The 13,690-nt window shown below is 37.1% G+C and carries 15 protein-coding genes and 2 riboswitches; of the genes, 6 read left to right on the top strand and 9 right to left on the bottom strand.

What is annotated here, in order from left to right:
• Positions 1–285: 285 nt before the first annotated feature.
• The 5 genes from Q5794_RS02735 to Q5794_RS02715 all read right to left on the bottom strand — a co-directional run bounded on the left by Q5794_RS02735 (position 286) and on the right by Q5794_RS02715 (position 4,838).
• Positions 286–813, bottom strand: coding sequence for a GNAT family N-acetyltransferase (locus tag Q5794_RS02735; protein ID WP_328245475.1), 528 nt, complete (start codon positions 811–813; stop codon positions 286–288).
• 71 nt (positions 814–884) lie between these two features.
• Complete coding sequence (nikA, locus tag Q5794_RS02730) at positions 885–2,309, bottom strand: nickel ABC transporter substrate-binding protein (protein WP_374988668.1); 1,425 nt, start codon at positions 2,307–2,309, stop codon at positions 885–887.
• A 256-nt stretch (positions 2,310–2,565) separates the two neighbouring features.
• Positions 2,566–2,756, bottom strand: a riboswitch (cobalamin riboswitch).
• A 2-nt stretch (positions 2,757–2,758) separates the two neighbouring features.
• Complete coding sequence (gene ftsZ, locus Q5794_RS02725) at positions 2,759–3,763, bottom strand: cell division protein FtsZ (protein ID WP_013055240.1); 1,005 nt, start codon at positions 3,761–3,763, stop codon at positions 2,759–2,761.
• Between the two features lie 359 nt (positions 3,764–4,122).
• Positions 4,123–4,512, bottom strand: coding sequence for a tautomerase family protein (locus tag Q5794_RS02720; RefSeq protein ID WP_013055239.1), 390 nt, complete (start codon positions 4,510–4,512; stop codon positions 4,123–4,125).
• Positions 4,513–4,679: 167 nt separating this feature from the next.
• Positions 4,680–4,838: a hypothetical protein gene (locus Q5794_RS02715; RefSeq protein WP_013055238.1), complete on the bottom strand. Its 159-nt coding sequence runs from the start codon at positions 4,836–4,838 to the stop codon at positions 4,680–4,682.
• 260 nt (positions 4,839–5,098) lie between these two features.
• On the opposite strand from Q5794_RS02715, the gene Q5794_RS02710 reads away from it, so the two are divergent.
• Entirely contained in the window at positions 5,099–6,052 is a 954-nt protein-coding gene (locus Q5794_RS02710; protein WP_192997901.1) for a TRM11 family methyltransferase, read from the top strand.
• Positions 6,053–6,088: 36 nt separating this feature from the next.
• On the opposite strand, the gene rluF is transcribed toward Q5794_RS02710, so the two are convergent.
• Complete coding sequence (rluF, locus tag Q5794_RS02705; protein WP_025601719.1) at positions 6,089–6,796, bottom strand: 23S rRNA pseudouridine(2604) synthase RluF; 708 nt, start codon at positions 6,794–6,796, stop codon at positions 6,089–6,091.
• A gap of 339 nt (positions 6,797–7,135) precedes the next feature.
• On the opposite strand from rluF, the gene Q5794_RS02700 reads away from it, so the two are divergent.
• Both Q5794_RS02700 and Q5794_RS02695 read left to right on the top strand, forming a co-directional pair.
• Entirely contained in the window at positions 7,136–7,711 is a 576-nt protein-coding gene (locus Q5794_RS02700) for a TetR/AcrR family transcriptional regulator (protein ID WP_214989014.1), read from the top strand.
• 21 nt (positions 7,712–7,732) lie between these two features.
• Positions 7,733–9,169 (top strand): DHA2 family efflux MFS transporter permease subunit, encoded by a 1,437-nt coding sequence (locus tag Q5794_RS02695; protein WP_374988667.1) that lies wholly within the window; start codon positions 7,733–7,735, stop codon positions 9,167–9,169.
• Positions 9,170–9,225: 56 nt separating this feature from the next.
• On the opposite strand, the gene Q5794_RS02690 is transcribed toward Q5794_RS02695, so the two are convergent.
• The 3 genes from Q5794_RS02690 to Q5794_RS02680 all read right to left on the bottom strand — a co-directional run bounded on the left by Q5794_RS02690 (position 9,226) and on the right by Q5794_RS02680 (position 11,013).
• Positions 9,226–9,573, bottom strand: a complete 348-nt coding sequence (locus Q5794_RS02690) for a hypothetical protein (RefSeq protein ID WP_214989012.1) — start codon at positions 9,571–9,573, stop codon at positions 9,226–9,228.
• A 64-nt stretch (positions 9,574–9,637) separates the two neighbouring features.
• Positions 9,638–10,087 (bottom strand): hypothetical protein, encoded by a 450-nt coding sequence (locus Q5794_RS02685; protein WP_214989011.1) that lies wholly within the window; start codon positions 10,085–10,087, stop codon positions 9,638–9,640.
• Positions 10,088–10,524: 437 nt separating this feature from the next.
• A complete protein-coding gene (locus tag Q5794_RS02680; protein ID WP_013081607.1) occupies positions 10,525–11,013 on the bottom strand; it encodes a QueT transporter family protein in 489 nt (162 codons plus the stop codon).
• Positions 11,014–11,022: 9 nt separating this feature from the next.
• A riboswitch (PreQ1 riboswitch) is annotated at positions 11,023–11,067 on the bottom strand.
• A gap of 196 nt (positions 11,068–11,263) precedes the next feature.
• Between Q5794_RS02680 and Q5794_RS02675 the strand changes: the two genes are divergently transcribed.
• From Q5794_RS02675 to Q5794_RS02665, 3 genes are all read left to right on the top strand, one after another.
• Positions 11,264–11,674, top strand: a complete 411-nt coding sequence (locus Q5794_RS02675; RefSeq protein WP_192997897.1) for an Lrp/AsnC family transcriptional regulator — start codon at positions 11,264–11,266, stop codon at positions 11,672–11,674.
• A 382-nt stretch (positions 11,675–12,056) separates the two neighbouring features.
• Positions 12,057–12,923 (top strand): YitT family protein, encoded by an 867-nt coding sequence (locus Q5794_RS02670; RefSeq protein ID WP_192997896.1) that lies wholly within the window; start codon positions 12,057–12,059, stop codon positions 12,921–12,923.
• A gap of 349 nt (positions 12,924–13,272) precedes the next feature.
• Complete coding sequence (locus Q5794_RS02665; protein WP_013055227.1) at positions 13,273–13,491, top strand: hypothetical protein; 219 nt, start codon at positions 13,273–13,275, stop codon at positions 13,489–13,491.
• Positions 13,492–13,690 lie beyond the last annotated feature (199 nt).

Genomic DNA, 13,690 nt, shown 5'->3' with positions numbered 1-13,690 from the left:
TACCATAAGGCAATCGGCTCACACATGTAGGATATTGATTTAACACTAACAAAGTACAACACAACACTAGTAATTATATAATATATTTCATTATTTTGAAAGCGATTTCATATATATTTTTAAAAATGTTTTGTTATTTGTTTTTCATAGAAAAAAACCACGTTTCAGCCAATTCGAAACGTGGTTTTTTTCTGTAAGGACTTGCCCTACATGCTATAAATGTAAGTACGCTCATTATAGCATGAGCTCTTATTTAGATTCCATGGTAATTACTGTATAATATCGTTACATTACGACCGGTTGTATTTTTCTGTCCATGTGCAGCGTATTCCATGGCTCATCCTGTTCAGCAAGCCTTTCGATGAAACCTTGTGAAGTCCAGAATGGGATAGCCCCCGGTAAAAAAGGATGAGTATGCAGATACAACGTGTCATAAAAATGATTTTGAGCAAATTGTTTCACTGCCTTTAACAGCTGCTGTCCAATGCCTAGACGCCGGTATGCTGGATCGACATAGCATTTTACAATCTCGGCTGCAGTTTTATGTTCATATCGCTTTTTTAATGCATGAAACCTTCCGTCGTAAGCGTATAAACCAATTGTTCCAATTACTTGTTGATTTTCCGTGACAGCTGCAAAAAAAGCAGCGCCTTTCGCTTGAACATAATGTTCATTAAAATGAAGCAAATCCACAGGAAGCTGATTTTTTTCCAGCATAGGAAATAGCTCATTCCGCATATTCATGACAAACTGAATCACTTCAGCATCCTTTTCTTTTACTTCTTTAATTTGATACATTTGTACTTCTTGCACGTTTACTGTCACATCCTTTTATCTATCATTGTATACTTTCTCTTTTTCCTATAGGAACAACACAATATTGACTATGGCGTTACGTCTAAATGCTGAGTCAGCATATAATACTCGCTTGGATTTGTTGTCCAGTTTTTCACTTTTTGATTATAAGCAACAACAATGTTTGGATGCACAATCGATGACGTCAGCATTTCCCCATTAATCAAAGCGGTTGCTTGCTTAGCTAACTGATCTCGCTTTGCGTCATCTACGGTTGAATTTAACTGCTGAATCATTTTTGTTAGCTTATCATCATTAATCCGGCTGGCATTTAAACCACCGCCCGGCAAATAGTTCGCACTTAAATAATAGCTTGCATCTCCTCTAGGTGCAGTGATAAGACTGTACAGTGCTAAATCCCAATCGTCTTTTGCCATTAAATATTCATCGCTGTCCTCAACGAGATGAATATTAATAGTAATTCCTAACTCTTTCGCATTAGACTGTATAAGCTGAGCAACCAAAGGAAGTTCTGGCAATGAACTGTATGTGACAAGAGAGAGCGATAATGGCTTTCCATTTTTGATTGCTTTGCCATTTTTGATTTGATAGCCTGCTTTCTCTAAATATTTTTTAGCAGATGGCATACCTCTTTGCTCATTAGCATTATTATCAGCAAAAGGAAATTGGGGTAAAAATGGACCTCGAGCCGCTGCCGCTTGATTGTTCATTATGCTGCTGACAATTTCTTTTCGGTTCAGTAAGGTATCGATAGCTTTTCTTACATTTTCGTCTTTTAATGCGTCATTGGTTTGATTATAAAGTAATAAATGAGTACGCACACTAGGTACTCCACTTACCTTAAAAGACGGATCTGTTTGTAAAGTGCCCAAACTTTCTAAAGGCGGGCGATAAATAATATCGGCTGTTCCAGATTGAAGAGCAGCAACTCGCGCATTAGCATCTTCGTTAAATGCAAAAGTCGCGTTTTTCAATCTCACTTTTCCATTCCAATAATCCTCATACCTTTCTAATTTCACTTGATTTCCTTGATCAAAAGACAAGACATGAAATGGACCCGTGCCAATGGGCTTCCTAGCTATATGAGAAGCATTAACGTCTATAATGGCTGTGTTTGGGTGCACTAATTCAGAAGGGAATTTAGGCATTGGTTCTTTTAACGTAATTGTCAGGGTGTGACCGTCCGCTTTCATTTCTTTGATTTTTAAAGCGTTTCTCATCGCATAGCTTTGGTCTATTGCTCTTTGAAGAGAAGACTTCACGGCATTTGCATCCAGCGCTTTTCCATTTTGAAACGTGATGTTTTTTCTTATCATAAATGTCCATGTAAGGCCGTTATCTTTCGTTTCCCACTTTTCAGCAAGCCAAGGCTTTATTTTTAAATCGTCGCTGATTTTGACAAGCGTCTCCCCCACTCCTGCACGGACTGCCGTATAATCATCATCGGTATGAGGATCAAGGGTTGCAGGTGTAAAATTAAATAAAAATGTCACACTTTTATCCGTTTTCTTTCTTTTATACTTATGCTCTCTTCATTAGGAGCGCAAGCAGTGAGGCAAAGTAACACAAGAAATATCATAGATACGAGTTTTTTATTATTTATCATTGATTTTTCCACCTTCTATTTTAATACACAAAAAAAGCACTTCGAAAAAGAAGTGCTTGTCTTCACAACAAATTCAGATAAACGTATCCCTTGTTTATCTTATTTTTGATTCTGCCAAAATACCTCCCTATCCTCGTAGGTTATTGTGTGCTGCGATTTATGGCAGGTCTCCTGGCTTCAAGTCATTGCCTTATACCGCCTTCCCGTCTCTAAATAGACAGTGGCTTTTTGGCATAAGGCTCCTTGTTACAGTGGCGGGACCGCTCCGGATTTGCACCGGATTCCCTTTTAAGGCAATTGAAAAACAATTGCCACCATAAAAGCTGGTTATTTAATTTAGTAGCGTGCTCTGGAAACTCTAGAAGTAGAAGCTGATGGTGAAACATCTTCATCATCAAATCCAGTGGCAATAACGGTTACCATCATTTCGTCCTTTAAATCTTCATTGATCACGGACCCAAAAATCATATTTAAGTCCTGATCAGAAGCAGACGTGACAATATCTGCTGCTTCCTGTACTTCGTAAAGACTCAAGCTGCTGCCGCTCGTAATGTTCAACAGCACGCCTCTTGCTCCATCAATCGATGCATCTAGCAGCGGACTAGAAATCGCTTTTTTCGCTGCTTCAATTGCCCGGTCTGATCCGGAAGCTCGTCCGATACCCATAAGCGCAAATCCTTGATTAGACATGATTGTTTTTACATCAGCAAAGTCAAGGTTAATCAGCCCCGGAACAGCGATTAAATCTGAAATACCTTGAATACCTTGGCGAAGAACATTATCTGCTTCACGGAATGCTTCAAGCATAGGCGTCTTTTTATCGACAATTTCAAGCAAGCGGTCGTTTGGAATCACAATAAGGGTATCTACCGATTCATTCATCGCAGTAATACCGCCTACTGCTTGCTTCGTACGTTTATTTCCTTCAAACTTGAACGGGCGAGTGACTACTCCAATTGTTAAAGCATTTAGTTCACGGGCAATTTGGGCAATAACCGGAGCTGCTCCAGTACCGGTTCCTCCGCCCATGCCAGCTGTTACGAATACCATATCTGCGCCTTGCAGTACTTCTTGAATTTGTTCTCTGCTTTCTTCGGCTGCTTCTCTTCCCACTTCTGGATTAGCTCCTGCACCTAATCCTCGCGTTAAGGCCGCACCAATCTGCATTTTCACATCTGCTTTAGATAAGTTAAGCGCCTGAGCATCCGTATTAACGGCGATAAATTCTACTCCTTGTACACCGTGTTCAATCATACGGTTAACGGTGTTATTTCCTCCACCGCCGACCCCAATTACTTTAATTCGCACTAGTGGCGATACATCTGCATCAAATCCAAACATTCTAAGTTCCTCCTCAATGATCAAAATTACTTTCTCTTATTATCCGAAAAAACACGTGAAGAACCTTTTACTCCTATGTTTAACGCGTAACTGTTCTTTTGTTTTACAGATTTTATACACTTCTCTTTTAACCTTTAAATCTTTACATCTTTATGTAAATTTATTGTTGTTCTAAAATTAGTACGCCGAACTCTTTTATGGTTTTTCCACTCAAAATGGCATATAAGCTTATTGTATCATTCATTTGACAGATGTCTGTATTTAATTTTGAGTAAGATGTGACTAAGAGAATAATATTTTTATAGACAAAATGAGAAAAAGCCCTTAGAAATAAGGGCTTCTCTAGATAATAAACCGTTTTATAATTTCCCAGTTAAGAATTGAGCTTCTCCCATGCCAAAGCTCCAGTCAGCATTACCGTTTTCAACAATCGAAATCATAATGTCGTTTGGCTGAATGCCGCAGCTCTCTCCAAGCTCTTTTACAATTAATCTGTAAAGAGCTTGCTTTTGCTCTTCTGTTCGCTGTTTACTCGTTACACTTATAATAACCAAATCCTTGCTTCTCTCAAAGCCAAGACCTGTATCTTCAATAATCATTTCATGAGCAGGATGCTGATGTACAATTTGATAACGGTCGCGCTCCGGGACGCCAAAGGCTTCTAGCATCGCTCGGTGAGCAGCGTCTAGTAATGTTTTTAACTCTTTTTCATCTCTTCCTTCTATTACATCAAATCTAAGTAATGGCATACTAAGTAACCTCCAGCTTTTTGTCTAATGTATTATTGCTTCATCATATCACAACTATCATTTGTTAAAAAAAGATATGCTATCCACAATGTGCTCTCTAGTGAAGGAGACCTCAAACGCTTCAATAAAAGCTGAACCTAATAAAAAGAAATGAGCAGCATAACGGCTCATTTCATTAGTACAAAAACATTTATAATAAGAGCTAAAATACATACAGATACAATGGCGATGAGTACGTTCATCACAAGGTTTTGCGAGGATGTTTTGGCTTGTTTTTTCATATCAGCCCGACTCATCTGTTGCTTTTCATGATCACTTTTAGACATCACGCAGCCTCTCCTATTCATCAAAATGTCAGCAGTGTGTAAATAATTTTTGAGAAACCTTGATCCAGTTCTTTTGTATAGACAGCAGCACATGCAGGTTATCACCAGTTATTTTAGCATGTTTTGTCAAATAAGTGGACTATGTAGCGCTTCAATTTAGTATTCACGGCCAAATATATTTAAATTCGTTGCTTTTCTCTTCTTTTCTCGCTATTGTTTGAGAAGAAGGATAATTAGATACGATAAAGGATGATACGATATTGAATAACCATACGCAGCTGCCTCAGTATATCTACACATACGCATGCAGCGAAGAGGAACTCTCACTATGTCAATTAGAGAGACGCTCTCTTTTTGAAATTGAAACTGAGAAACCTATCATAAGAAGTGCCGTTAAACTTGATCCAAGCAGAAGCCCTTTTATCAAAGAGCGATTAGATATTATGTATGAATCAGATGACCTTGCAGATATTTGTAAGCAAGTAAAAGATATTGACCTTGGAGACAAAACATTTAAACTCATTTTCATGAAAATTAATGACTTGGAAAAAGATCAAAAAATAAGTTATAAAGGTCAGCGTGCTATTGAACGTGATGTGGGTTGGCATTTTGTAGCAGAAGCAGACTTGCATAACCCTGACCATTTGTTTGGCGTTGTTCCATTTGAAGGACGCTGGTATTTTGGGAAATATCAAAAAAGCGAAGCGGTATGGCTGCATCATTTGAAGAAACCGCGTGAATACTCTACAGCACTCAGTACCCGCCTTGCAAGAGCTGTAGCTAACATTGCCGTTCCAAACCCTGAAGGAATCAAAGTGATTGATCCATGCTGCGGTATCGGTACAGTCCTTGTAGAAGCCCTTTCAATGGGCATTGATATTGTAGGACGCGATATCAATCCACTTGTGACCGACGGATCTCGTGAAAATATTGCGCATTTCGGCTTAAGCGGTGATGTCAAAACTGGACCGATTTCAGATGTTACAACTCACTATGATGTAGCTATCATCGACATGCCTTACAATCTCTACACCCACGCGACGCCTGAAGATCAGCTTTCTATTTTAAAACACGCTCGCCGCTTTGCGGATAAAGTAGTCGTGATTACAGTAGATACGATTGACCATATGATTCATGAAGCTGGCTTTTCTATTTCAGATCGCTGCGTAGCGCGCAAAAGCGTATTTTCTAGACAAGTAGTTGTATGCGAATAAAAAAGACACCAGTCTAACAGGCTGGTGTCTTTTGATTTACCACTCTTTAGGTTCATAGTCTAATTCTTTGAATAGCTGCGTGCGCTCTTTTTTCGTTAAATCTCTCCATTGCCCAACAGGTAAGTTGTTTAAATGGATATTCATAATACGCGTACGCTGAAGGCGGTATACTTCATATCCGAGCACTTCACACATACGGCGAATTTGACGATTTAAACCCTGTGTTAAAATAATTTGAAACTCATACTTAGACAGCTGTGTCACTTCACAAGGAAGCGTTTTTGTGCCTAAAATTTTTACTCCCTCAGACATGTTTTTGATAAACTCTGGTGTAATTGGCTTATCTACTGCAACAATATATTCTTTTTCATGCTTGTTTTCTGCACGTAAAATTTCATTAATAATATCCCCGTCATTTGTAAGTAAAATTAAGCCGTCTGAATCCTTATCAAGTCGTCCAACGTGGTGAATACGCAAAGGGTGATTGACTAAATCAATGATGTTTCCCTTTACTTTTTTTTCACTCGTACTTGTAATGCCGACTGGTTTATTAAGCGCAATATATACATTATTTCGAGCAATCCGAAGCTGTTGGCCGCTTACTCGAATATCATCGCCGGGCTTAACTTGATCTCCGACTTTTGCAACCTTTCCATTAACGGTTACTCTTCCTTCACTAATTAACTTATCTGCCCCGCGTCTTGACGCCTTTCCAGATTCGCTAATAAATTTATTCAGTCTCAGGTGAATCACAACCTTACATTTAAAAATTTTAAAATTTGTCTCTTCTATTAGAAACAGACATATGCCAATTTCTATACCGTCCCTATCGTAACATGCTATACGCTTCTCGTCTTCTTTTAATTTCATTACTTAATCATATTTTTTTAACAGTAATAGAAGTATAGGTCTAAAATACTTTGTAACCTTATTCTTAACATTTCAATCAATGCTTACACCTGTGAAGCTTGCATCAATCTTCACTTATATACAAGACCTAAACGTCTGGATTGACTGATCAGTATAGAGTTGCTACCATTATACTGACCGATCAACTAGTAATTATATCAGGGAGCTGTTTTCATGGAACCAACCAATTCAAAAGAAAAAATTTTAAGCGCAGCTGCTAAACTTTTTCGCAAAAAAGGCTATCACGCCACCAGTCTAAGTCAAATTACAAAAGAAAGCAGCGCTCCGAGAGGATCTATTTATTATTATTTTCCGGATGGAAAACAACAGTTAGCAAAAGAAGCTATTCAAAAAACGGGAGAAAGAGTCAAAGCTTATATCGAAAAATCCCTCGCTTCTCATGAAGATGCCGCGTCAGCTATTCAATATCATATAAAACTGATGGCTGATCGAATGTTTGAACAAGTGGAAAATGAAGCGGATATCTCTCTCGCTGCTATGTCGAGTGAAGTATGGTCATCAAACGAAACGCTTCGGATGGCCTGTGAAGCCGTGTATAACGAGTGGGAGCAAGTTTATGCAGATAAGTTAGTTTGTTCAGGTTATGAACAAGAGGAAGCAAGACAGCTAGGTTCAGCTATACAGTCTTGGATTGAAGGGGCTTATACTCTTTCATTAACTAAAAGTAGTACAGTCCCTATGCAAATTGCAGCTGACCAAATTGGTAAGCTGTTTGCAAACAAAAATTAATTTAGTAAAAGGAGGTCACTTATGACACAAACAGAAGAAAAAATGAGTACACAAAGTAAGCTTATCCTTTTCATTTTGATTCTAGGAAATTTTTTATGCTTAATTAGTGAAACGGTAATGAACGTGGCCTTGCCAAGTATCATTTCAGATTTTCACATTAGAACGAGCTCAGCTCAGTGGTTAACTACCGGATATATGCTTGTAATCAGCATCTCTGTTCCGGTGTCTGCTTTTTTAATTCAACGATTCACATTAAGACAGCTGTTTGTGACGGCTATGAGCTTTTACTTAATTGGGTCCTTCATTGGATTTATTACTCCATGGTTTTCTCTGCTTTTTGTGGGCCGTATGATTCAAGCATTAGGGACAGGCATTATTTTACCTCTTGTGATGAGCACAATGTTAACACTCGTGCCTGTTAGCAAACGCGGCACCGTAATGGGGATTTTTAGCGTAGCTATTTTATTTGCACCGGCAATAGGACCGGTTCTTTCAGGAGTAATTATTCAATATTATTCGTGGCAAATTATATTTCTAGGTCTTTTAATTGCAGCGGCGCTTATTTTCCTATTTGCTCTTTTCAAGCTCAGTAACGTTTCTGAAACATCTAGACCAACAATTCATATCCCATCTGTGATTCTTTCTACAATTGGGTTTGGAGGAGTTGTTTATGGATTTAGCGCAGCTGGTGAAGAGACCGGATGGAGTAATCCTATCGTATGGCTTACGCTCATAATTGGCGTCATAGCTCTTGCTTTATTCGTCAGACAGCAAAGCAAGTTGAATTCTCCTATGATTAATATGAAGCCTTTTAGATCGTCTGTGTTTTCAAGATCGATTTTCTTAATGTTTCTTATTATGATGATTCAGTTTTCAATGATGTTAATTTTGCCGCTATATTTCCAAACGGCTGCAGGACTGTCTCCTTTGCAAACAGGTTTTCTTATGCTTCCAGGGGGCGTAACGCTTGCTCTAACAGCTATGGTGGGAGGACGTTTGTTTGACAAAATTGGATTTAAACCGTTGCTTTTAACGGGCTTAGTCCTTTTAACAATTATCTTAAGTTTGTTCACTACTATTTCAAGCGGAACAAGCACGACGACTGCAGCCATCTTATACGCATCCTTTACAATTGGCGTAGGTTTAAGCATCGGGCCCGTGATGACGCTTGCATTAAATCAAGTACCAAAACCGCTTCATGCTCACGGATCAGCTATTTCAAATACGATTAACCAAGTTTCAGGCGCGATTGGACCCGCTTTGTATACAAGTATTATGACCATGGCTTCTCAGCACTTTATTCAACAATCAAATGAAACGAATAAAACGCTGTTACAAATAAAAAGTATGACAAGCGGGGTTCATACCGTCTATTATGTAGCCATTGCTTTCGCCGTCGTTTCGTTCCTGCTCGCTCTTACGTTAAAGAAAAAAGATCAGCAGCTTGAAACACAATAAGTAAGAAACTGATAAGAGCTGCTCATAATTTGAGCAGCTCTTGTTACATGCAGAATTTATATTATAAATGTAAGAGCAATCATAGATACTATTAAAACAAGGATAACAATACTTCTCTTTCTTTCTATCTTCCATGCTTCAATAGCGCTCACGACACCACCAATGACTAAAATAAAAGTACCTATAACGTGCAGAGGCAGCAGAGATAACAACCTGCCTAAACTCGCCATAACTCCTCCGGTCAATATAAACCCTGTTGTTACAATAGATTTTACAGATGTTAAGTCTCTTATAGCTTCTTTTTTTTCAGTTTTACTCAGTTTAAAGTACTCTACTATACTAAAAACAGCGGGTGTTCCCCATAAAATAAAGAAGCTAATCAATCTATCGGTGTCTACACTCACTGTTCATTCACCACCTTTATCAATCCCTTACGCTCAGTTCCATCATTTAACAAATAGTTATATATTATTCTTGCTTCAAGGATCCTCCAAAAGAAAATTGGTGGTAGTCATCAAGCTTATTCCAATACCCTATGCACTTTACGTCAGGCTCATCAATAGCTAACGCTTCTTTATTAGTTCCTTTATAAGGAAGAAATGCCGTTAACTTCACCTTTTGTTTTGGCTTGATATTTAATTTATTTCCTTCTGCTAACACCTTAAATTTATTATCAGAATAACCGTTTTTCATTTTTAAAGGATACGATAAAAATACATTATTTTGTTTGATGGTCAAATCGCTCTTGTTTACTAATTCCATTTCATATGAAATTCCTTGCTTCATTTTTTGTTCTTTGATTACGTTAATACTTATCTTTTCTAGTTCCCCTAAAGGAACGTTGTCTTCTTCTTTTGAACACCCGGCAAATAAGATGGCTAACGCTAATAAAACAAGAATTCCTAACTTTCTATTCAAAAAACAATCTCCTCTCTAGTAACAAAGCTTATTTTACAATTATAACTCAAAAAAAGTTATTTAATGGTAAAAATACAATTAAAAAAGCAAACCGTCATCGGTCTGCTTTTTTAGTTGCTACGCATAGGTAATGTGTTGTTGTGCGAAAAACTTTTCGATAAGGAGTTTGCCAACTATATGTATATCGTAACAAAAGAAAAAAGGATGCGCTGTGAGATTTGTCACTCCTTCTTTCAAAATAATCTAACCGGATAATTCCTATTTCCTTACGCAAAAAGAGCAGAACGCAAACGCGATCTGCTCTTTTTACATGCTAGATATGGGTAATTTGTCCATGCGTGAAAAGCTCTTCAATAAATAAGGGGTTTATCACTACACCTATAGAATAACAAAGAAAAAAAGATGTGGCTGTGAGATTTATCACAGCCACATCTTTTTTATCCAACTAGCTTATTAAATTGTACACGTTTATTAATTGCCGCCATAATTGGTGCTCCAACAAGCATAACAATGAACTCACCAACGGCCGTTGTTAACCATGTAAAGAAAAATGGTAAATCAAATGCTAAGTGCAGTTCAAACGCAATAATAAACATCGTGAACGTAAATACAAGTGTATTAACAAGCATACGAGCCCACATATTTTTAATGTAGCGCATAGAAAAAATGGTAATGAGTAATGATAGCACAGATTGTCCTACCCCAAACACCAGATCATAAGCGACCATTGGTGAAAAAAACAAATTCGTCAGAAATACTCCTAGCACAATGCCGTACACGTACTTTTTATTAAACACAATTAAGTGATTGAACATTTCCGATATACGAAATTGGATATTGGTGAAGCCAAACGGCTGGATTAACATGCTGACAGCAATATACATAGCAGCTAAAAGACCGTTGACGCAAAGTGTTCTTATATTCATCTTACTATTCTCTCCTTAGTTTTTTAACGTGGGATGGTTACGAACCACGTAAACACTCAAAGAATCATACAGCAAGCTTAAGCTTTCGTCAATCTAGCTGTTTACAAACTACTGCCGGTTTCTATATCTTGCATATTGACGGCTCTTTTTTCTTACTTTTCTTTAGTATAAAATAGAAGACGTATCAGTATACATAGGTGACATCAAGTAGTTAACCCTTTTGATTTGAAATACGAAAGGATTTGTAGCGATGTTAGATAATACAGATAAACGCATACTAGAAGAGCTATCAAAAAATGGACGTATAAAGATGAAAGAATTAGGAGAAAAAGTGCATTTAACCGGACAAGCCACTTCTGCTAGAGTATTAAAATTAGAAGATGAAGGCATTATCAAAGGCTATACAATTAACATTGATGAACGAAAACTGGGCTACACCATCCATGCATTTTTAAATATCTATACGCAGAGCATTCATCACCACCCCTACCTTACATTTTTAGAAAGTCAGCAGGAGTACGTTATCAACAACTTTAAAATCAGCGGCGATGGCTGCTACTTATTAGAATGCAAATTTCATTCAAATGAAGAACTAAATGATTTTTTGACAGAGCTAAATCAGCATGTGAATTACAAACTTTCAATCGTCATTAACAAATAAATTTTTTTAAAAAATAAAGGTATATTAATTTATGAAAATGGTAATCCTAATAACATATTCCCCCTATTCCAATAAATTTGAAAATCCTTTGCGCCATCGCAAAGGATTCTTTTTTTATGTAGGAAACCGCCTTCTATTTTTTGAAAAGTTGAACATCTCTCACAGCGTTGACATAGCGGTCAGAGGTTTATATAATCGGTGACATCGAAGCATAGAAAAGCAGGATCAAGACCTATACATGTATCGTAATTCTTCGTCTTAGTAGTTGATCAGTTTTATAACTAGACAATTTCTAAGACGTTTTTTATTTCATTATTTGTGAAACACTAGTAAAAACAAGATTCCACGTGAAAATATCCTAATAATCAAGGAGGTTTGCATATTGAAAACAATCTATAAAGACATCATCTTAATTATTGCCGGAGCACTTTTAGTTGCTGCATCCATTGATTTTTTTGTCATTCCAAATAAATTAGGTGACGGCAGTACAGTGGGTATTGCTCTTGTTTTATATTATTTATTTCATATCCCTACAAGTATTAGCACATTTCTTGTAAACCTTATATTTATTGCCTTAGCCTATAAATTTCTAACAAAAAAAACGATTCTTTATACGATTCTAGGAGCCGTCATGACGTCCGTTTTCCTCGGTCTAGTCAGCTATATTCCTTTTCACGTTCACGACATGATTTTAGGAATTGTATTCGGGGCTTTACTAATGGGAACAGGACTTGCTCTCATTTTTATCGCAGATGGATCTACCGGCGGAACAACTCTTTTAGCTTATTTATTAAACTATACAAAAGGCTATAATATTTCTAAAAGTATGTTCTATATGGACAGCGTCATTATTTTAGCATCGGTTTTTGCTATTGGCGTCAACAACACGCTCTATACCTTTATATTCGTCTATCTTTGTGCCAAAATCGTCGACATCGTTATCGAAGGTTTCCACAACAAAAAAGCAATGACGATTATGTCCGATCAATACAAAGACATAGCACAAGTTATTACCAGTGAATTTGGAAATGCAGCCACCATCTTTTACGGATATGGCTACTACGCCAACAAAGATAAACGTATTATTTACGTTGTTATTAAAAAGAACGAGTTATTAAAAATTAAAAAGAAAATCCAGCAAATTGACCCGAATTCTTTTATTGTCATCCACGAAGTAAAAGAAGTTGTCGGCGGGAAATTTGGATTTATCGGCAATTCGCCTCATGAAACAAAAGCCGCTGCTAAATAAAAAAATCCACCTCTTGGTGGATTTTTTTATGAAAAAACCGTTAAGAAAAACGAAAAGATACCTGCTAAAAAGTAAACCGACCCTAACGCAATTGCTCCTGTAACGACCGTAAATACACTTAATCCGATAGCCACCTTCATTTTCATCCACATCCCTTTTTAGATTAGTAGTATAAGTATGTCCAAGGATAGGAGATTTATAACTATGCCATCCTATTTATTTCATATATCGATGCAACAATTATCTATTCAATGTGTTCTAAAACCACCCCTGGCGACATAATGTATAGGAAGGATTTCATATACACATCTTTGTATCACACATATCATATGAAATTAGGTGAGATAAAATGGTGGCTGTCCACTTTTTTGAAAACAGAAAGCTTCTATTAAGCCAGCTGAGGGAAAACATTCCTTCTACGGGTGATGATTTAAAGATTAAAGGACGAAAAGGAACCGTCGTGCTTGTGAATGACATCGATGAAAAAAATGTTCACGTAGAAGTTGCTTTAGAAAAAGTAGTGAAAAAGAACTTAGCGTTAGATAACGCTAAAAAGAAAAGGAGATAAGCGACTTACGCTTATCTCCTTTTCTTTTTAATTCATATACGAATCGTCTGTATCTTTTGCTTCTGTTCCCCAAAAAAAGAGACTCCTAAAAAGGAATCTGCAGCAAAGAGCGATATCATCGCCTGAATATTAATACAAGCTATATTTTAACATATAAAAACATATTTTACAAAAATGAACTATTATTTTACGCATAATT

The organism is Priestia megaterium (genome assembly GCF_041941685.1).
In the GTDB taxonomy this organism is placed as follows: Bacteria; Bacillota; Bacilli; order Bacillales; family Bacillaceae_H; genus Priestia; species Priestia megaterium_C.
The sequence above is the reverse complement of the archived record's forward strand: the minus strand, read 5'-3'. Positions and strand labels throughout refer to the sequence as shown.

Coding starts and splice junctions, on each gene's coding strand:
- Q5794_RS02675 (WP_192997897.1), top strand. CDS start 11,264: ATGTTAGATAATACAGATAAACGCATACTAGAAGAGCTATCAAAAAAT.
- Q5794_RS02695 (WP_374988667.1), top strand. CDS start 7,733: ATGACACAAACAGAAGAAAAAATGAGTACACAAAGTAAGCTTATCCTT.
- Q5794_RS02700 (WP_214989014.1), top strand. CDS start 7,136: ATGGAACCAACCAATTCAAAAGAAAAAATTTTAAGCGCAGCTGCTAAA.
- Q5794_RS02665 (WP_013055227.1), top strand. CDS start 13,273: ATGGTGGCTGTCCACTTTTTTGAAAACAGAAAGCTTCTATTAAGCCAG.
- Q5794_RS02715 (WP_013055238.1), bottom strand. CDS start 4,838: ATGTCTAAAAGTGATCATGAAAAGCAACAGATGAGTCGGGCTGATATG.
- ftsZ (WP_013055240.1), bottom strand. CDS start 3,763: ATGTTTGGATTTGATGCAGATGTATCGCCACTAGTGCGAATTAAAGTA.
- Q5794_RS02720 (WP_013055239.1), bottom strand. CDS start 4,512: ATGCCATTACTTAGATTTGATGTAATAGAAGGAAGAGATGAAAAAGAG.
- Q5794_RS02680 (WP_013081607.1), bottom strand. CDS start 11,013: ATGAATATAAGAACACTTTGCGTCAACGGTCTTTTAGCTGCTATGTAT.